The sequence below is a fragment of the Morganella sp. HMSC11D09 genome, from assembly GCF_001807955.1.
Taxonomy (GTDB): domain Bacteria; phylum Pseudomonadota; class Gammaproteobacteria; order Enterobacterales; family Enterobacteriaceae; genus Morganella; species Morganella morganii.
This window is the reverse complement of record NZ_KV791661.1, coordinates 281,957-299,883: the sequence shown is the minus strand read 5'-3', so window position 1 is coordinate 299,883 and position 17,927 is coordinate 281,957. Positions and strand designations below refer to the sequence as shown.

At 52.3% G+C, this 17,927-nt stretch carries 18 protein-coding genes; 13 read left to right on the top strand and 5 right to left on the bottom strand.

The window, feature by feature from the left end:
* The first annotated feature begins 127 nt into the window (after window positions 1–127).
* The 3 genes from HMPREF3119_RS03975 to HMPREF3119_RS03965 all read left to right on the top strand — a co-directional run bounded on the left by HMPREF3119_RS03975 (window position 128) and on the right by HMPREF3119_RS03965 (window position 2,654).
* On the top strand, window positions 128–913 hold the full coding sequence (locus tag HMPREF3119_RS03975) for an endonuclease/exonuclease/phosphatase family protein (RefSeq protein ID WP_032098911.1): 786 nt from the start codon (window positions 128–130) through the stop codon (window positions 911–913).
* 143 nt (window positions 914–1,056) lie between these two features.
* Window positions 1,057–2,244 carry an NAD(P)/FAD-dependent oxidoreductase gene (locus tag HMPREF3119_RS03970; RefSeq protein WP_004236210.1) on the top strand — a complete coding sequence of 396 codons (1,188 nt, stop codon included), beginning with the start codon at window positions 1,057–1,059 and terminating at the stop codon, window positions 2,242–2,244.
* Window positions 2,245–2,258: 14 nt separating this feature from the next.
* On the top strand, window positions 2,259–2,654 hold the full coding sequence (locus HMPREF3119_RS03965; RefSeq protein ID WP_004236209.1) for a hypothetical protein: 396 nt from the start codon (window positions 2,259–2,261) through the stop codon (window positions 2,652–2,654).
* Between the two features lie 69 nt (window positions 2,655–2,723).
* Here the strand turns inward: HMPREF3119_RS03965 and HMPREF3119_RS03960 are convergent, their stop codons facing one another.
* On the bottom strand, window positions 2,724–4,085 hold the full coding sequence (locus tag HMPREF3119_RS03960; RefSeq protein ID WP_015422464.1) for an amino acid permease: 1,362 nt from the start codon (window positions 4,083–4,085) through the stop codon (window positions 2,724–2,726).
* A gap of 149 nt (window positions 4,086–4,234) precedes the next feature.
* Here HMPREF3119_RS03960 and queE point away from each other — a divergent pair, with 149 nt between their 5' ends.
* Complete coding sequence (gene queE, locus HMPREF3119_RS03955) at window positions 4,235–4,906, top strand: 7-carboxy-7-deazaguanine synthase QueE (protein ID WP_062773386.1); 672 nt, start codon at window positions 4,235–4,237, stop codon at window positions 4,904–4,906.
* Here the strand turns inward: queE and queD are convergent, their stop codons facing one another.
* The gene (gene queD / locus HMPREF3119_RS03950) at window positions 4,907–5,269 is read right to left on the bottom strand and encodes a 6-carboxytetrahydropterin synthase QueD (protein ID WP_032098913.1); all 363 of its coding nucleotides are present in this window, start codon (window positions 5,267–5,269) and stop codon (window positions 4,907–4,909) included.
* 198 nt (window positions 5,270–5,467) lie between these two features.
* On the opposite strand from queD, the gene HMPREF3119_RS03945 reads away from it, so the two are divergent.
* The 5 genes from HMPREF3119_RS03945 to truD all read left to right on the top strand — a co-directional run bounded on the left by HMPREF3119_RS03945 (window position 5,468) and on the right by truD (window position 9,967).
* Window positions 5,468–7,246, top strand: coding sequence for a diflavin oxidoreductase (locus HMPREF3119_RS03945; protein ID WP_070578502.1), 1,779 nt, complete (start codon window positions 5,468–5,470; stop codon window positions 7,244–7,246).
* 81 nt (window positions 7,247–7,327) lie between these two features.
* Window positions 7,328–7,642, top strand: coding sequence for a cell division protein FtsB (gene ftsB, locus HMPREF3119_RS03940; protein WP_004236204.1), 315 nt, complete (start codon window positions 7,328–7,330; stop codon window positions 7,640–7,642).
* Between the two features lie 26 nt (window positions 7,643–7,668).
* The gene (ispD, locus tag HMPREF3119_RS03935) at window positions 7,669–8,445 is read left to right on the top strand and encodes a 2-C-methyl-D-erythritol 4-phosphate cytidylyltransferase (RefSeq protein ID WP_004236203.1); all 777 of its coding nucleotides are present in this window, start codon (window positions 7,669–7,671) and stop codon (window positions 8,443–8,445) included.
* The gene (ispF, locus tag HMPREF3119_RS03930) at window positions 8,445–8,924 is read left to right on the top strand and encodes a 2-C-methyl-D-erythritol 2,4-cyclodiphosphate synthase (RefSeq protein WP_024472856.1); all 480 of its coding nucleotides are present in this window, start codon (window positions 8,445–8,447) and stop codon (window positions 8,922–8,924) included. Before ispD ends, ispF begins: the two co-directional genes overlap by 1 nt.
* On the top strand, window positions 8,921–9,967 hold the full coding sequence (truD, locus tag HMPREF3119_RS03925; protein ID WP_004236201.1) for a tRNA pseudouridine(13) synthase TruD: 1,047 nt from the start codon (window positions 8,921–8,923) through the stop codon (window positions 9,965–9,967). The genes ispF and truD overlap by 4 nt, the downstream gene beginning before the upstream one ends.
* A 64-nt stretch (window positions 9,968–10,031) precedes the next feature.
* Here the strand turns inward: truD and HMPREF3119_RS03920 are convergent, their stop codons facing one another.
* Complete coding sequence (locus HMPREF3119_RS03920) at window positions 10,032–10,427, bottom strand: DUF5329 family protein (protein WP_070578499.1); 396 nt, start codon at window positions 10,425–10,427, stop codon at window positions 10,032–10,034.
* A 162-nt stretch (window positions 10,428–10,589) separates the two neighbouring features.
* On the opposite strand from HMPREF3119_RS03920, the gene surE reads away from it, so the two are divergent.
* The 4 genes from surE (at window position 10,590) to rpoS (ending at window position 14,279) form a co-directional block, all read left to right on the top strand.
* The gene (gene surE / locus HMPREF3119_RS03915) at window positions 10,590–11,351 is read left to right on the top strand and encodes a 5'/3'-nucleotidase SurE (protein WP_070578496.1); all 762 of its coding nucleotides are present in this window, start codon (window positions 10,590–10,592) and stop codon (window positions 11,349–11,351) included.
* On the top strand, window positions 11,348–11,974 hold the full coding sequence (locus HMPREF3119_RS03910) for a protein-L-isoaspartate(D-aspartate) O-methyltransferase (RefSeq protein WP_004236198.1): 627 nt from the start codon (window positions 11,348–11,350) through the stop codon (window positions 11,972–11,974). Before surE ends, HMPREF3119_RS03910 begins: the two co-directional genes overlap by 4 nt.
* Before the next feature lie 141 nt (window positions 11,975–12,115).
* Window positions 12,116–13,237: a murein hydrolase activator NlpD gene (nlpD, locus tag HMPREF3119_RS03905; RefSeq protein WP_015422466.1), complete on the top strand. Its 1,122-nt coding sequence runs from the start codon at window positions 12,116–12,118 to the stop codon at window positions 13,235–13,237.
* 49 nt (window positions 13,238–13,286) lie between these two features.
* Window positions 13,287–14,279, top strand: coding sequence for an RNA polymerase sigma factor RpoS (rpoS, locus tag HMPREF3119_RS03900; protein WP_004236195.1), 993 nt, complete (start codon window positions 13,287–13,289; stop codon window positions 14,277–14,279).
* A gap of 90 nt (window positions 14,280–14,369) precedes the next feature.
* On the opposite strand, the gene mutS is transcribed toward rpoS, so the two are convergent.
* The gene (gene mutS / locus HMPREF3119_RS03895; protein WP_036419350.1) at window positions 14,370–16,931 is read right to left on the bottom strand and encodes a DNA mismatch repair protein MutS; all 2,562 of its coding nucleotides are present in this window, start codon (window positions 16,929–16,931) and stop codon (window positions 14,370–14,372) included.
* Window positions 16,932–17,354: 423 nt separating this feature from the next.
* Complete coding sequence (locus HMPREF3119_RS03890) at window positions 17,355–17,807, bottom strand: hypothetical protein (protein WP_015422468.1); 453 nt, start codon at window positions 17,805–17,807, stop codon at window positions 17,355–17,357.
* Between the last annotated feature and the right edge of the window lie 120 nt (window positions 17,808–17,927).

Here is a 17,927-nt window from a genome sequence, read left to right as displayed (position 1 = left end):
TGGCTTTTTTGCGTTTGGGCGAAAAGAAAAAATATTTTTCACCTGAATACGTGTTCTGAACCGGATAGCATGAATCAAAGTTTGCTAAGATAGTGACGGACAGAAGCAAACAGTATCGGGGTTATCGTTGAAAGAGAAAAAAAACTGGTCCGTCCGGTATGTCGCAGGGCATCCGGCACGACAAATCCCCCCCATGTCGGCAGACATGCTGGGTAACGGATTGCCGGTTGGTTTACCATTATCCGCACCGGAACAAACTATCCGCGTTGTGGTCTGGAATATCTATAAGCAACAGCGTCCTGACTGGCGCAAAACCCTTGATCGCATTTTGCATGACACACAACTGGTCCTGCTTCAGGAAGCACAGCCTTCTCCTGAACTGGTCAGCCTGGCCGGAAAACACCAGCTTGTTGCTGATCAGGTTCCCGCGCTGCATTTTCAGCAGCATCCTTCCGGTGTGATGACACTGGCAACCTCCCATCCAATCTATTGCTGCCCGTTACAGCAGAAAGAACCCTTATTGCGTCTGCCTAAATCCGCATTAGTTACTGTGTACCCGTTGCCGGATGGCCGTCAGCTGATGGTGATTAACGTCCATGCTATTAATTTCAGTTTTGGTGTGGATGTTTACCGGCGCCAGCTGAATACGGTCGGCTCTCAGATCCGCTGTCATATCGGGCCGGTGATCCTCGGCGGTGATTTTAACGCCTGGAGCAGGCAGCGCATGAATGCCCTGAAACGTTTTGCCCGTGCGCAGGGCCTGAAAGAAGTGCTGTTTCCGGATGATATCCGGACAAAAGCATTTGGTCACCCGCTGGATTATCTGTTTTATCGCGGATTTAAACTGGTTTTATCGGACGTTATGCAGACAGATGCTTCAGATCACTATCCTTTAATTGCTGAGTTCATGTAAAAATATCTGATGATATTGTTTATCACTGTTATCATTAAGTAATAATATTAATGCAATATTATTTATACTAACTATAGTTATCTGGTTGTTATTGCCTGGTGTTATTTATTATTAACTAATTAAGTAATAAAACCGGAGACTCTATGCAGCGTATTGTTATTGTTGGCGGCGGCGCCGGCGGCACGATGGTCGCAAATATTCTGACCAGAAAGCTGTTAAATGATATTTATCAGAAGAAAGTGGAAGTTGTCCTTATTTCAGACAGTGAATGGCACTATTATAAACCTGCGTTTATGTATGTGGCTTTTAATCTGTATCTGAAAGAGGAATTACGAAAGTCACAACGCTCTCTGCTTCGTCCCGAAATTCAGTTTATTCACGACCGTGTCGAGCATTTTGATTTTGCATCACAGACGCTGCAGGGAAAGAGCGGCACCAAATACGGATATGACTACCTGGTGATCGCGACCGGCTGTCAGCCGAGACCGGATCGGATCTCCGGAATGAAAGAAGCTGCCGATCATTTCTATCAGTATCAACCCGCTCGCCAGTTGGCTGAAAAGCTGGCAAAATTCGAAAAAGGCCGGATTTTTATTACGGTTTCTTTCCCGAATACCCCGAATGTTCCTCACCAGTGTGGTATCGCACCGATGGAAACCACGCTGATGCTGGATGATTATTTCCGTCAGCGTCGTGTCCGCCAGGATATCGAAATCGTTTATACCTATCCGACAGTATCTCAGTTATTACGTAACTGCCTGTTTATGCAGAAAGATGTCTGTGAAGTCCTGCCGGCGGTCTTTCAGGAGCGTAATATTCAGGCTCAGCGCGGTTTTACCCTGGAGCGTGTCTGCCCTGAAAAGAAAATTGCGTATTCCAAAGAAGGGGAAGAGCAGCCGTTTGATCTGCTGATAGGTACGCCACCGATTTCTGCGGTGGAATCGGTACGTAATACCGGATTATCCGACGGCGATCCGGAAGAGGGCTGGCTGCCGACAGATCCGGAAACGTTGCAGGTGTACGGACTGAAAAACGTGTATGTCCTCGGGGATACTGTGGATCTGCCTATCAGTAAAGCGGCCGGCAGTTGCCATAACCAGTCGACTGTCGTGGTGGATAATATTATCGGCGAGATGCGTTTCGGCTATACCACCGCCATTTATGACGGACGGGTTCAGGCAGTCGCCCAGATGGGGCTGAATGCAGGGATGCCGCTTCAGTATGATTATAAGCATGATGTGTTACCGACACCGGCGACAAAGCTGGGTGGCCTGCTGCGTACCGGTTTTAACCGCGGGCTGTACTGGTCAACCGTTCGCGGCCTGGTATAACAGAGGAAACTGCAATGTCTGCAACAGAACAGATGAATGAACAGACTGCCGCGCCACAGCCTGAATTATCCGCACAAACAGCGGAAAAACTGGCGGTATTAATGCAGCTGAACCGCTTTGATAATGTGATTGATTTGCTGTCTCTGGTCTCGGATCTGGTCGATATTATCGGCAAGAATGAGGTCAATAAACTGGCGGATAATGCGGAATCAGGTATCGCATTATTGTGGGAAAGCGGACTGGCGCTGAACAAGGCCAAAATGGAAATGATGTACAGTGATGAAAAGTACAATTTCCGTAATACCTATAAATTACTGAAAGATCAGGACACGCTCAAAGGCATCAATATGGTGCTCAGAACGTTACAGATTATGGGCTCCCGTATTCAGCGTATCAACAGCGAACCCTGATACCGGACATAAAAAAACCGGGTGTATGATTCACCCGGTTTCGTGTTTTCAGAACAGTGAGTTGTCTGTTTATACCCGTTTTTTCACACCGGCAAAATAACCAACAGTCAGAATTACCACCCAGGCAATCCCCACCATCAGTGCCACACGTGTATCCGGGAAGTAACCCAGAAGGGCGATCACAAAGACCATAAAGGCGATGGTCAGAGCGGGCGCAACCGGCCACATCGGTACAGGGAATTTCAGGGTTTTGACCTCTTCCGGTTTCATCTTACGGCGCATTGCCACCTGAGATAACAGAATCATCAGCCAGACCCAGACGGTCGCGAAGGTTGCGATAGAGGCGATAATGATGAAGATTTTTTCCGGGATCAGGTAGTTAAGCACCACGCCGACCAGCAGAACTGCACTCATCACCAGAACTGTCATCCACGGCACACCGTTTTTGGTGAGCTTCATAAAGGATTTCGGTGCCTGACCTTCCTGCGCCATGCCGTACATCATCCGGCCTGCACCGAAGATATCACTGTTAATGGCAGAAACGGCTGCGGTGATCACCACCAGGTTCAGAATGTTGGCCGCGTAGGAGATATTCAGTTTCTCGAAAATCTGCACAAACGGGCTGCCGTTATGGCCGATCTGGTTCCACGGGAAGATACACATCAGGATAAACAGTGTCAGCACATAGAACAGCAGAATACGCAGCGGTACTGCGTTGATCGCTTTCGGAATGGTTTTTTCCGGGTTTTGTGCTTCACTGGCAGTGATACCGATCACTTCAATGCCGCCGAAGGCAAACATCACAATGGCCAGTGAGGCTATTACCCCGCTTATTCCGTTCGGCATAAAGCCGCCGAATTCCCATAAGTTACTGATACCGGTAGGATGTGCGGTTTCCTGGCCGAAGCCGAACAGCATAATCGCCGCGCCGCCGACAATCATGGCGATAATTGCGGTCACTTTGACAATCGAGAGCCAGAACTCCATCTCCCCGAATATCTTCACGTGACATAAATTCAGCGCACCAATGAAACACACAATCCCCAGCACCCAGATCCACTGATCGACATCCGGGAACCAGAGCTTCATATAGAAGCCGAAGGCGGTGACGTCCGCGAGACAGACAATCAGCATCTCAAAAACATAGTTCCAGCCGGTGAGGAACCCGGCGAGCGGCCCCATATAATGGCTGGCATATTGTGAAAATGAACCCGGTACCGGATGGTGGACTGCCATTTCGCCCAGCGCACGCATCACCATAAAGACTGCCGCACCCCCGATAAGGTAGGCCAGCAGAACAGCAGGACCCGCCTGCTCAATAGAGGCTGCCGAGCCGTAAAACAGGCCGGTACCTATCGCCGATCCGAGTGCCATAAAGCGGATGTGCCGCCCTGTAAGCCCCCGTCGTAGCGCCGTATTATTTTCTTTCATGTAATTAATCCTGTCGCTGTCATGATTAGCAGCGTTTTTACTGATGTGAAACGCGGTCAGAGTCAACCCGGTACTTTAACATAAAGAGTCATGCTGACGGGATAATTATCTGCAATAATACGGCCTTAAACGTAAGGAACAGATGAGTGATGCAATACCCTATTAACGAAATCTTTCAGACATTGCAGGGCGAAGGGGTTTTTACCGGCGTTCCGGCGATTTTTGTCCGTTTGCAGCGCTGTCCGGTCGGGTGCAGCTGGTGTGATACCAAACATACCTGGGAACAGTTACCGGAAAAAGCCTGTTCAGCAGAAGACATGATGAGTAAAACAGAGGAGGACGACCGCTGGGCCTCTCTGGATGCAGACAGCATTATTATGCAGTTTGAGGCGAAAGGTTATACAGCCCGCCATGTTGTGATCACCGGCGGTGAACCGTGCTTATACGATTTACGGCCGCTGACGGCGGTGCTGGAAGGACGGGGTTATCAGTGCCAGATTGAAACCAGCGGCACACAACCGGTGCAGTGCAGTGAGAAGACCTGGGTGACCGTTTCCCCGAAAGTGAATATGCGCGGCGGCTATGATGTGCTGACACCTTCACTGCTGCGGGCTGATGAGGTGAAACACCCGGTCGGGCGGCAGCGGGATATTGATGAACTGGATTTACTGCTGGCGAAACTGCCGGGGGATAAACAGCCGGTGGTGGCGTTGCAGCCGATCAGTCAGAAACCGGCTGCCACTGCTCTCTGTATTGAGACCTGCATCGCGCGTAACTGGCGTTTCTCGATGCAGACTCATAAATATCTTAATATTGCCTGATTATTCACCGCGGTAAATACAGCCGGCGGTACAGGTCTCTTTGACCAGCACGGCACTCAGCATCGGCAGCAGCGGTTTGGTCTGCTGCCAGATCCACTCCGCCAGCACTTCACTGGTCGGGTTTTCCAGCCCCGGGATCTCATTGAGGTAGTGATGATCCAGACGGTCATAAATCGGTTTAAATGCCTGTTTGACCTCAGCAAAATCGATCAGCCAGCCGGTATGTACATCCACCTCACCACTCAGCTCCAGACGGACAAGAAAGGAATGCCCGTGCAGACGCCCGCATTTATGGCCTTCCGGGACATGCGGCAGGCGGTGGGCGGCTTCGAACTGGAACTCTTTAAAAATCGTGGTGCTCATAACTCTCTCCGGATAATGACGGTATGACATAATAAAAGCGTCATTTTACGCAATATTCAGTGAAAATGTTACCAAAAAACAGCAAAGTGGCGAATAAATAACAGAAATGCCCGGCTATTTTTCATCGACAAAACCGGTACTTTTCTCTATGTTGGAACGTCAGAATAATAACGAATACACTCATTTACCGGGTTTACTATGACATCGCCGATCACAACCTCTCCGCTCTCCGTGCCCGACTGGCAGCACCTGCAACCCTTACTTGACAGACTGACTCCGCAACAGCTGAATTGGTTATCGGCCTGGTGCCGTGAACGGGCAGCGGCAGCGCCGTCTGCGGCGGAACGGGAACCGGCGGATATTCTGCTGATCGCTGCGTCCCAGACCGGTAACGCCCGGCGTGTGGCGGAATCCCTTCGGGATCAGTTGTTCAGTGCGCAGCGGGCGGTACGTCTGGTAAATGCCGGGGATCTCTCACTGACTGAATTTCCGGAATCACCGCTGGTGGTGCTTATCTGTGCCACCACCGGAGATGGTGATGCGCCGGAAGAAGCCCTGCCGCTGTTTCATTTCCTTCATTCTGTTCAGGCACCTTCACTGACAGAAATCCGCTACGCGGTGCTGGCACTGGGTAACCGGGCATATCCGCAGTTTTGTCAGGCCGGAAAGAATTTTGATAACCGCCTGCATGCCCTCGGGGCGCAGCGGATCCTGGCGCGTGCGGAAGCAGACAGTGATTATCAGGCCACTGCAGATAAATGGATCTCTCAGTTGCTCCCTGAGTTGCTGACCCTGACACCGCCGGCAGATGAAGAGCGGCTCAGCCGTCTCACTCACAATACGGTGGTGCAGATTGATTCACAGCCGCATCAGCGTGATAAACCACAGTCTGCGGTTCTGCGCCGCGCGGTACGCCTGACCGCACCGGAATCGGAAAAGCATGTCTGTCAGATTGTGCTGGATATCCGCGGCACCGGGTTGCAGTATCAGACCGGTGATGCGCTGGGTGTGTATCCGGAAAACAGCCCGGAGCTGGTCAGTGAGCTGCTGGGACTGCTCTGGTTTGACGGTACTGAGCGTGTCATGCTGAAAGGGAAATCGTATTCTCTGCGTGATGCCCTGATGACGCAGTGTGAGCTGACCATCAACAGTGCACCGGTTGTGGCGGCTTACGCCCGCCTCAGTAACGCGCCGGAACTGCTGGATATGATTGCGGATCCGCAGCAACTGATATCGTACGCACAGCGCAGACCGGTGGCGGATATGGTGCGTGAGTTTGCCGTGCAGACCTCCGCACAGGCCTGGGTGGATTGCCTGCCGCCGCTGATGCCGCGTTTATACTCCATTTCCTCGTCGCCGCTGGTCTCACCGGATGAAGTGCATCTGACCGCCGGGGTGGTGGAGTTCCGGACTGACGGGCGCACCCGCTACGGTGCGGCAACCCGTTACCTGACGCATCAGTTACAGCCCGGGGATACGGTTGCCTGTTTTGTGGAACACAATGATCACTTCCGCCTGCCGGATGACCCGGAAAAACCGGTGATTATGATAGGGCCGGGTACCGGCATTGCGCCGTTCCGTGCGTTTCTTCAGCAGCGTGCGGCTCAGCAATCCGGCGGAAAAAACTGGCTGATTACCGGCAATCCGCATGAAAAAAGCGATTTTCTGTATGAGACAGAGCTGACAGATTTTGTGCGTCAGGGCGTGCTGACAGAGCTGACAACCGCCTGGTCGCGGGATCAGCCGCAAAAGATTTATGTGCAGGATAAGCTGTCTGAAATGCGGGAAACCGTCTGGCGCTGGCTGGAGCAGGACGCGTACGTTTATGTGTGCGGGGATGCTTTCCGGATGGCAAAAGACACGGATGCCGCATTACTGGATATTATCCGCAGTGAAGGGGCGATGTCCGCGGAAGAGGCACAGGTTTTTCTGAACGGATTACGGACAGCAAAACGTTATCAGCGGGATGTTTACTGATCTTCTGTCCGAATAACGGACGGAACAGTAGCATCTGCGCCGATCTTATGGGAAGATTAGCCGATCTTTTCGGGGGCGGTGATGGGCAAACTGACGCTATTACTTTTAGTTATTCTGGGCTGGCTGCAATATTCATTGTGGTTAGGGAAAAACGGTATTCACGACTATGTACAGGTCAGTGAAGATGTTGCTGCATCAGAACAGGTAAATGCGAAGCTCAAAGCCCGTAACGAACAGCTGTTTGCTGAGATCGGCGATCTGAACGACGGGCTTGAGGCCATCGAAGAGCGCGGGCGCAGTGAATTAGGCATGATCAAGCCCGGCGAAAGCTTTTACCGGGTCCTGTCCGAAAAACGGACACAGCAGAATGCGCAGCCACAAAGTCGCAGTAACTAATCCTTATGACAATACTTTCTTCCGCAATGACCGGCGCACAACCGGCACCGGATCTGTCCGGTATTTCTGATGATGCTCCGGTCACGGCGCTGATCCCGGCCGCCGGTACCGGTACCCGCATGCAGTGCGAATGCCCCAAGCAATACCTGATTATTGCCGGAAAAACCATTCTGGAACATACCCTCGCTATTCTGCTGGAACACCCGCGCATCACACAGGTGGTCGTGGCGCTGCATCCGCAGGATACGGTTTTCAGTACATTACCGGTCGCGCGGCATCCCCGGATCCGCACTGTCACCGGCGGTGGTGAGCGCGCGGATTCTGTCCTGGCCGGTCTCGATTATCTCGCTGAGCATACTCCGGAAAACAGCTGGGTGCTGGTACATGACGCAGCGCGTCCCTGTCTGCAGCTGACAGATCTGAACCGGCTGCTGGCCGTGATGTCAGACACACAAACCGGTAACCGCGTGCAGGGGGCGATTCTGGCCTCACCGGTACGTGATACCATGAAGCGGGGTGTGGCATCTGCCGGATATACCGGTATTGATCACACTGTTGAGCGCACACAGTTGTGGCACGCCCTGACCCCGCAATTTTTCCCGCTTCATCTGCTGCGCACCTGTCTGCAGCAGGCGCTGTCTCAGCAGGCAGTGATCACTGATGAAGCCTCCGCGCTGGAGTTTTGCGGCTATCAGCCGTTGCTGGTGCCCGGCCGCGCGGACAATATTAAAGTCACACAGCCGGAAGATCTCGCACTTGCCGGGTTCTACCTGTCCAATAACAATAAGGAACAGACAACATGATGAGAATCGGACACGGTTTTGATGTTCATGCCTTCGGCGGCGAAGGCCCGATTGTGATTGCGGGCGTCCGCATTCCTTACGAACAGGGATTACTGGCGCATTCCGACGGTGATGTCGCTCTGCATGCGGCCACCGACGCATTGCTGGGTGCGGCGGCGCTGGGGGATATCGGCAAATTATTCCCCGATACGGATCCGGCCTATAAAGGCGCGGACAGCCGTGTGCTGCTGCGTGAGGCATTCCGACGTATTCAGGAAAAAGGCTACAGACTGGGTAACCTGGATGTCACCATTATCGCCCAGGCACCGAAAATGCTGCCGCATATCCCGCAGATGCGGGTGAATCTGGCGGAAGATTTGCAGTGTCATATGGATGATATCAATGTGAAAGCCACCACCACCGAGAAACTCGGTTTCACCGGCCGCAAAGAAGGGATCGCCTGTGAGGCGGTGGCGCTGCTTGTGAAGGCTGAAGCATGAGTCTCCCGGTCAGCTATTTTCACGGTAAACCGGCGGCCACCGGGGTACTGAAAGCACAGCCGGAAGATTTTCTGGTGCAGGAAGATTTGGGATTTGAACCTGACGGTGACGGCGAACATGTGATGGTCCGTATCCGCAAAACCGGCTGTAACACGCGGTTTGTGGCGGAAGAACTGGCCAAATTTGCGAAAATCGCCGCCCGTGCTGTCAGCTACGCCGGACTGAAAGATCGCCATGCGGTCACCGAACAGTGGTTCTGCCTGCAGATGCCGGGAAAAGAAACACCGGATTTCGCGCAGATGCAGCTTGAAGGCTGCGAAGTCCTGGCGGTTAACCGCCAGAAACGCAAATTACGGATCGGTGCGCTGAAAGGTAATCAGTTTACTATTGTGCTGCGCCGGATCAGCGATCGCGCCGCGACAGAACAGCGTCTGCAGCAGATTGCGCAGTCCGGGGTGCCGAATTATTTCGGTGAGCAGCGTTTCGGGCGCAACGGCCAGAATCTGCATTTCGCACAGCGCTGGGCTGACGGTGAAATCAGTGTGAAAGATCGCAGCAAACGCGGTTTTTATCTCTCCGCTGCCCGCAGTGCGATGTTTAACGCGGTGGCGGACGCCCGTCTGACACAGCAGCTTCAGGCAACCGCATTGCAGGGTGATGCGGTACAGCTCGCCGGGCGCGGCAGCTGGTTTGCGGTTCAGGCGGATGAACTGGCGGATGTACAGCAGCGTCTGGATAACCGTGAACTGCGCATTACAGCGCCGTTACCGGGCAAGGGTGATCTGGGGTCTCAGGATGCGGCACTGGCCTTTGAAACAGGACAGCTGGCACCGTGGCAATCACTGTGGCAACTGGCGGAAAAAGAGGGGGCGGATAATGCCCGCCGAGCGCTGATGTTGTATCCGGAGCATTTCACATCTGAATGGATGGATGATGAAACCGTCCGTTTATCCTTCTTCCTGCCGGCCGGCAGTTTTGCCACCAGTGTTATCCGCGAAATTATTGAGCTGGAAGCGGATCAGGCGGCGGAATTCAGTGAATAATCAACAGACTGATTAACATAAAAAAGGGGCGGAAATTATTCCGCCCCTTTTTTCGTTCTGTTTTTTATTCAGGTTTTGCTGCGGCGGCTTTGTCTGTTTCCGCCAGCAATTCAGTCAGATACACTTTGGCATCCACCGGATCTTTGCCCAGCAGTTTTACCTGATACGGCTTACCGCTGATGGAGGAGCCGGATGCCACTTTATCCACAAACTGTTCTGCGGTGCTCAGACGTTTTTTCGTTTTGCTTAATTTCAGGCGCAGATGTGATTCCGCGTCGGCGGCATTATGCTCACTGCCGTTGCGGATAAAAATCAGCTGTTCCTGCTTCCCGACAGCGGTCAGCAGGTTTTCCACTCTGGTCTCTTCCTGAGGTGACAGCGCGAATGCCTCTGATACCAGAAGCAGTCCGGCAGTCAGTGCGGTGAACAGGGTAGCTGTGATTCGTTTACAGATAGCCATGCAGAAATCCTTTCAGTCATAAATAATACAAGTATCATGCAGCTGAATATGAAAAAAGCAATCAGACTAAATCTGTTATAACCCTTTTTTATCGCGGCTAACTTGATAAAATAGTTTTCTGTCGTGATAAACGAGCTGTTACTGATAAAAAAGGATACCGTTGTGCTGCGAATTCTGGTGAGTAATGATGACGGCGTCAGTGCGCCGGGGATCCGGACATTGTCTGAGGCGCTGCGGCGCACTTACCATGTGCAGGTGGTTGCACCTGATCGCAACCGCAGCGGGGCATCCAACGCGCTGACACTCGACCGCCCGCTGCGTACGGTAGTGCATGAGAACGGCGATATTGCGCTGGTGGAAGGCACGCCGACGGATTGTGTCTATATCGGTGCTAATCTGCTGATGCGCCCGCGCCCGGAAATTGTGGTTTCCGGGATTAACTGCGGCCCGAACCTCGGGGATGATGTGATCTACTCCGGTACGGTTGCTGCGGCAATGGAAGGACGTCACCTGGGATTACCGGCGATTGCGGTCTCCCTGAACGGCGAAACCCATTATGATACAGCAGCGGAAATTACCTGCCGTCTGCTGACCATGCTGCAGCAAGTGCCGTTACGGGCCGGTAATATTCTGAACGTGAATGTGCCGGATGTTCCGCTCAGTGAGATCAAAGGAATGAAAGTGACCCGCTGCGGAACGCGCCGGGCGCCGGATGTGGTCTACACACAGATGGATCCGAAAGGAAATCCGCTGTACTGGCTCGGCCCTCCGGGAGAAAAACTGGATACCGGACCGGATACCGATTTCGCGGCGGTGGATGCAGGTTATGTCTCTGTCACGCCGCTGCATGTTGATCTGACCGCCTACAGCGTGCAGGAAAAATTAGAAGGCTGGTTACAAAAAGCAGGGGTGATACAGGAATGATCCGCCGGGTGGTACAGGATCTGATTACACAGTTACGTCAGGCCGGGATCCGCGATGAACGTCTGTTACAGGCGATGGCGGCTGTCCCGCGGGAGAATTTTGTCGATGAGGCGCTGACACACAAAGCTTACGACAATACCGCGCTACCGATTGGCTACGGGCAGACCATCTCCCAGCCGTTTATGGTGGCTAAAATGACAGAACTGCTGGATCCGGCTCCGCAGGCGCATGTGCTGGAAATCGGCACCGGCTCCGGCTATCAGACGGCGATCCTCGCACACCTTGCGGCGCATGTTTACTCTGTTGAGCGGGTTAAGGGACTGCAGTGGCATGCCAAACGCCGCTTTAAACAGCTTGATCTGCATAATATTTCCACCCGTCACGGTGACGGCTGGGAAGGCTGGCCTTCCCGTGGTCCGTTTGACGGCATTATTGTCACCGCCGCCGCCAGTGATATCCCGCCGGCGCTGCTCAGTCAGCTGGCGGATAACGGCCGGATGGTGATACCGGTGGGGGAACAGCAGCAGATGCTCAAACTGATCCGCCGCCGGGGCAATGATTTTCATACCCAATCGATCGGAACAGTCCGGTTTGTTCCCCTGATTCACGGCGATCTGGGATAAAAATGGCTATTTTGGTAACAAGACTTTTTCATTTCGCTTAGTATCTGTTTTAATAATACAATCCTGCCATGTGGCCTGCGGCCGCGTGGTGACTTTCTGATTGTCAGTTTTCGCACTATTTCCAGTTTCGGGAGAAGGAATATGAACTCAAGAAACCCTATGAAAACAATACGATGGGTTGCAATTGGGTCACTGATGAGCACGGTTCTGGCCGGATGCTCAACGCCGTATCATGCCGCACCAATCAGCAGTGTGGACGAAAGCAGCAGTGCACCGGTAATGACAGCAGGCAATGATAACAACAGTACATCTGTGTCCACACCGATGCCGGTACGTCCTCAGCTCAGTTCCGCCAATAACACACAGCCGGTCAGCCGGAGTGTGCAGCAGCCGCGCTCTGCCAATGTGCAGACCAGCAGCGATGGCCGGATTCAGTACAACCGTAATTATGATGCGATCCCGAAAGGCAGTTACAGCGGAAATACCTATACGGTTCAGCGCGGTGATACATTATTTTACATCGCTTATATCTCCGGATCTGACTTCCGCGAACTGGCATCACAGAACAATATTCCTGAGCCGTATAGCCTGAACGAAGGGCAGGTGATTCGGTTAAGCAACGGCGGCGGCAACAATGTTGCACCGGTCAGCAGCGGCACTCAGGTCGCAACAAATAGGAATACTCCGCAAAACGGGGTGGTTGATTCTCAACCAACTAATGCGTATTCTGAATCTGCAGGCGCTAAACCGGCCGGCGGTAAGATGCTCTCATCTCAGGTCACCGCACAGGCAAAAGCGAATAACGGCACTGCCGCCACCACAGCGGCAACAACCGCAGCCGTTACCGCACCGGCAACAACAACCAGCGCGCCTGTCGCCGTAAATAGTGGTTCCTTTAAATGGGGCTGGCCAGCGGAAGGCAAAGTCATTTCCAACTACACAGGACCTACCAGCGGTAACCGGGGTATTGATATCGGTGGTACACGTGGACAGCCTGTTTTTGCTTCAGCGCCGGGTAAAGTGGTGTATACCGGTAATGCGTTACGCGGCTACGGTAATCTGGTCATCATCAAGCACAATGATGATTTCCTGACAGCCTACGCGCATAACGATTCCATCCTGGTTAAAGATCAGCAGGACGTCGCAGCTGGTCAGAAAATTGCCACGATGGGCAGCAGCGGAACCACATCTGTAAGATTACACTTTGAAATTCGTTACAAGGGAAAATCAGTCAACCCGCTGCAGTACTTACCGCAGCGATAAACGGCAGAACAGCTTGTTCTGCCTGAATTATCGGGGTAGGAGCAAGCTGATGAGCCGTAATCCACTGAACGCTAACGAGTTATACGACGAAAATTTTGCCGCCGGGCAGGATGAAGATGAAGAGCTGTTTGATGAGAAGCAGCTGGCAGAGGAGAGCGAATCTGACGATCCCGGCCCGGACATTGAGTTCGTGCAGAGTGTCAGCCAGCGTGTCCTGGATGCTACTCAGCTTTATCTTGGTGAGATAGGCTTTTCACCGCTGCTCAGCGCAGAAGAAGAAGTCTTTTTTGCACGGCGCGCCCTGCGGGGTGATACCGCAGCGCGCCAGCGTATGATTGAAAGTAACCTCCGTCTGGTGGTTAAAATCTCCCGCCGCTACAGTAATCGCGGGCTGGCGCTGCTTGATCTGATCGAAGAGGGCAACCTCGGGCTGATCCGTGCGGTGGAGAAATTTGATCCGGAGAAAGGCTTCCGTTTTTCTACCTATGCAACATGGTGGATCCGTCAGACTATTGAACGGGCTATCATGAACCAGACCCGCACCATCCGTCTCCCTATCCACATTGTCAAAGAACTGAATGTCTATCTGCGCACCGCCCGTGAGCTGGCACAAAAGCTGGATCATGAGCCGACAGCGGAAGAAATTGCCGAACAGCTGGATAAACCGGTGGATGATGTCAGCCGTATGCTGCGTCTGAATGAGCGCATCACCTCAGTGGATGTCCCGGTGGGTGCGGATTCAGATAAAGCACTGCTGGATATTCTGTCTGACGAAAATGATGTCACACCGGAAAACCGGCTGCAGGATAACAACATGCAGCAGAGCATTGTGAAATGGCTGTATGAACTGAATCCGAAGCAGCGGGAAGTGCTGGCGCGTCGTTTTGGTTTGCTGGGCTATGAGGCGGAGACACTGGAAGATGTGGGACGCGAGATTGGTTTAACCCGCGAACGTGTGCGGCAGATTCAGGTGGAAGGTTTACGCCGCCTGAAGGATATCCTGCACAACCACGGGTTATGTGAGAATTCACTGTTTAACTGAGTGATCCGTAAAACAGCGTTCTCAGAGCAGTTATAAATATTATTCATGTAAAAGGGGGAATTTATTCCCCCCTTTTCTTTTGTCCGGCTGTCAGAGCATCTCTTTCAGGCGGTAGAGCCAGTCCAGTGCCTGACGCGGTGTCAGTGAATCCGGGTTAATCCCCGCCAGCGCATCCAGTGCCGGAGCCGCTTCCTCCGGGGTATCCAGCAGATTCATTTGCGGTGTTTCCACATGGCTTGCCGTTGCATTCAGTGACAGCGATTCCAGCTCGCGCAACTTCTGCTTCGCGCGTTTAATCACATCACGTGGCACGCCGGCGAGCAGGGCGACCGCAAGGCCGTAACTTTTGCTGGCCGCACCATCCTGCACACTGTGCATAAAGGCAATGGTGTCGCCGTGCTCAACCGCATCCAGATGGATATTGGCCACGCCTTCCAGTTTTTCCGGCAGCGTGGTCAGCTCGAAATAGTGGGTGGCGAACAGTGTCAGTGCTTTGATACGGTTCGCCAGGCTTTCCGCACAAGCCCAGGCCAGCGATAAACCATCATAGGTGGATGTGCCGCGCCCGATTTCATCCATCAGTACCAGGCTCTGCTCTGTGGCGTTATGCAGGATATTGGCGGTTTCGGTCATTTCCACCATAAAGGTGGAGCGGCCGGAAGCGAGATCATCCGATGCCCCGACGCGGGTGAAAATCCGATCCACCGGGCCGATAACGGCTTTTTCTGCCGGCACAAAACTGCCGATATACGCGAGCAGCGCGATAAGCGCCGTCTGCCGCATATAGGTACTTTTACCGCCCATGTTCGGGCCGGTGATGATCAGCAGGCGGCGCTGTGGTGACATTGTCAGCGGGTTAGCGATAAACGGCTCTGTCAGTACATGTTCGACAACCGGGTGACGACCGCCGGTGATCTGAATACCGACTTTATCCGTCAGTTGCGGGCAGGTGTAATTGAGGGTTTCCGCGCGCTCGGCCAGGTTGGTGAGCACATCCAGTTCCGCCAGGGTATCAGAGCTGAGCTGCAGAGCTTCCAGGTGCGGAAGCAGCAGATCAAATAACTCATCATAAAGGGCTTTTTCAATCGCCAGCGCTTTGCTTTTGGAGGTCAGAACCTTATCTTCATACTCTTTCAGTTCCGGGATGATGTAGCGCTCGGCATTTTTCAGGGTCTGACGGCGGACGTAATGGATCGGTACCAGGTGGCTTTGTCCGCGGCTGACCTGAATATAGTAACCGTGGACACCATTAAACCCGACTTTCAGTGTATCGATGCCGAGTTTTTCCCGCTCGCGGATTTCCAGTTTATCGAGATAATCACTGGCACCGTCCGCCAGTGCACGCCACTCATCCAGCTCTTCATTGTAGCCCGGGGCAATCACACCGCCGTCACGCACCAGTACCGGCGGCGCTTCAACAACGGCCCGCTCCAGCAGAGCCTGTAATTCGTCAAACTGACCAATACGCTGTTGCAGTGTCTGAATATACGGATCAGATACTGCACTCAGCTGTGCCTGAATATCCGGATACTGTGAAAAAGCATGGCGCATCCGCGCCAGGTCGCGCGGACGGGCGGTGCGCAGTGCCAGACGTGCCAGCACTCGTTCCAGATCGCCAATCTGGCGCAGAACCGGCTGTAAATCCGGGCTGATTTCCATCAGCGCGGCAATCGCCTGCTGGCGGTTGGCGAGCACGGCTCTGTCACGCAGCGGGGAGTGCAGCCAGCGCTTGAGCATCCGGCTGCCCATCGGGGTGACACACAGATCCAGTACGGACGACAGGGTATTTTCGGTGCCGCCGCTGAGGTTCTGGGTAATTTCCAGATTGCGGCGCGTGGCTGCATCCAGAATCACATTTTCCTGCAGATTTTCCAGGGTCACACTGCGGATATGCGGCAGCGAGGTGCGCTGGGTATCTTTGACATATTGCAGAAGACATCCGGCGGCCTGTAAGGCCAGCGGAGCATTTTCCACGCCGAAGCCGTGCAAATCCCGGGTGCCGAACTGTAATGTCAGCTGCTGACGGGCAGTTTCGAGCTCAAATTCCCACAACGGACGGCGGCGCAGCCCTTTCTGATTCTGAATAATGGCGAAATCCGCCATATCTTCCGGGTAGAGCAGCTCTGCCGGGCGGGTGCGCTGTAATTCCGCGGCCATCGCGTCTTTATCGTCTAACTGGAGGATACGGAAACGGCCGGATGTGATATCCAGAGTGGCGTAACCAAAGCCGCGCGCATCCTGCCAGACAGCGGCGAGCAGGTTATCCTGACGCTCCTGTAACAGGGCTTCGTCACTGACCGTTCCCGGCGTGACGATACGGATCACTTTGCGCTCCACCGGGCCTTTGCTGGTGGCCGGATCGCCGATTTGCTCACAGATGGCAACGGATTCCCCGAGCTGAACCAGTTTTGCCAGGTATCCCTCAACCGCATGATGCGGCACACCGGCCATCGGGATCGGCTGACCGGCGGTCTGGCCGCGTTTGGTCAGTGAAATATCCAGTAACTGTGCTGCCCGTTTGGCATCATCAAAGAACAGCTCATAGAAGTCACCCATCCGGTAAAACATCAGAATATCCGGATGTTGTGCCTTGAGCCGGAAGTACTGCTGCATCATGGGTGTATGGGAGTCAAAGTTTTGGTTGTCAGTCATAAGGATTCTGTTAACACTCTGAAAGAGTTACGGTTTATCAACTGCCCGTTCCCGGGATTGTCTTCATTAATATGCTTAAAATAACACAGATTATGATGAAAGAGGGGATTCCTTCCTGTACCGCGGTGAATTATTGAAAAGGGTGGAGGAAGATCGCAAAACCGGGGAAGTCAGACGGGTATCACGGTGCTGATGCTGAAAAGCCACGTAATGAAAATAACGTGGCTTTTGCAGGGAGACAGCAGGAATCTACTATTTTATTATCAGACATATTATCTTATAACCAGGATTCAGGACTTATAACAGTTAAATTCTATCCATGAATAATAACTGTTTCTGAATAATCCGGATATAATAAATTAAAGCCTCCCGTAATTACAACTGATTTTGATGTTTTTAATGCTAAAGTAATATTGGTTTTTATTAAAAAGAAATTGAATAAATACTATAGCGGCCTTTGTTGTCTTCATCGCATTCAAAAAGATGGAGTAACCCGTCAATGAAAAAGAAGTTAAATGATTTCCGGCCGTTGATGACATAATCTTTGGAATACTTTTTATCTATCCCCAGGTTATTTGCCTGGAATAATTTCATTTTCTTTCCTCCTAAACTGATAGCGCAAATATATGTATTTTTATTTTTATCATCATAGGCTACCTGAATGATGTCGAAATATCTTGAGAATTGACCACTTGAAATATCTTTATCCAGTTTCCCTTTCTGGCTGATTTCTTTGATGAGGAATTCACCATTTTCATCTTCCATAAGAATATAATTTTTATTATCAACTTTATATGTAACAGTCTGTGGATAAAGACGATTAAGTGTACCGTAGTCAGTCATGACGTCATCTCTGCGTGGCTCTGCAATAGGCATATTGGTATCCTTTAATTATTTAGTGGGGTTGATGGTGCGTTTATAGTTATAAGGAAATAGCATAATGTCCGCAATATTGAAAGTTAATGATCTTATTATTTAAATTATTGCATCTAATAT

Excerpts from the sequence above, each read along its gene's own strand:
- HMPREF3119_RS03970 (WP_004236210.1), top strand. The coding sequence starts at position 1,057 with ATGCAGCGTATTGTTATTGTTGGCGGCGGCGCCGGCGGCACGATGGTC.
- HMPREF3119_RS03965 (WP_004236209.1), top strand. The coding sequence starts at position 2,259 with ATGTCTGCAACAGAACAGATGAATGAACAGACTGCCGCGCCACAGCCT.
- HMPREF3119_RS03960 (WP_015422464.1), bottom strand. The coding sequence starts at position 4,085 with ATGAAAGAAAATAATACGGCGCTACGACGGGGGCTTACAGGGCGGCAC.
- queE (WP_062773386.1), top strand. The coding sequence starts at position 4,235 with ATGCAATACCCTATTAACGAAATCTTTCAGACATTGCAGGGCGAAGGG.
- queD (WP_032098913.1), bottom strand. The coding sequence starts at position 5,269 with ATGAGCACCACGATTTTTAAAGAGTTCCAGTTCGAAGCCGCCCACCGC.
- HMPREF3119_RS03945 (WP_070578502.1), top strand. The coding sequence starts at position 5,468 with ATGACATCGCCGATCACAACCTCTCCGCTCTCCGTGCCCGACTGGCAG.
- ftsB (WP_004236204.1), top strand. The coding sequence starts at position 7,328 with ATGGGCAAACTGACGCTATTACTTTTAGTTATTCTGGGCTGGCTGCAA.
- ispD (WP_004236203.1), top strand. The coding sequence starts at position 7,669 with ATGACCGGCGCACAACCGGCACCGGATCTGTCCGGTATTTCTGATGAT.
- ispF (WP_024472856.1), top strand. The coding sequence starts at position 8,445 with ATGAGAATCGGACACGGTTTTGATGTTCATGCCTTCGGCGGCGAAGGC.
- truD (WP_004236201.1), top strand. The coding sequence starts at position 8,921 with ATGAGTCTCCCGGTCAGCTATTTTCACGGTAAACCGGCGGCCACCGGG.
- HMPREF3119_RS03920 (WP_070578499.1), bottom strand. The coding sequence starts at position 10,427 with ATGGCTATCTGTAAACGAATCACAGCTACCCTGTTCACCGCACTGACT.
- HMPREF3119_RS03910 (WP_004236198.1), top strand. The coding sequence starts at position 11,348 with ATGATCCGCCGGGTGGTACAGGATCTGATTACACAGTTACGTCAGGCC.
- nlpD (WP_015422466.1), top strand. The coding sequence starts at position 12,116 with ATGAACTCAAGAAACCCTATGAAAACAATACGATGGGTTGCAATTGGG.
- rpoS (WP_004236195.1), top strand. The coding sequence starts at position 13,287 with ATGAGCCGTAATCCACTGAACGCTAACGAGTTATACGACGAAAATTTT.
- mutS (WP_036419350.1), bottom strand. The coding sequence starts at position 16,931 with ATGACTGACAACCAAAACTTTGACTCCCATACACCCATGATGCAGCAG.
- HMPREF3119_RS03890 (WP_015422468.1), bottom strand. The coding sequence starts at position 17,807 with ATGCCTATTGCAGAGCCACGCAGAGATGACGTCATGACTGACTACGGT.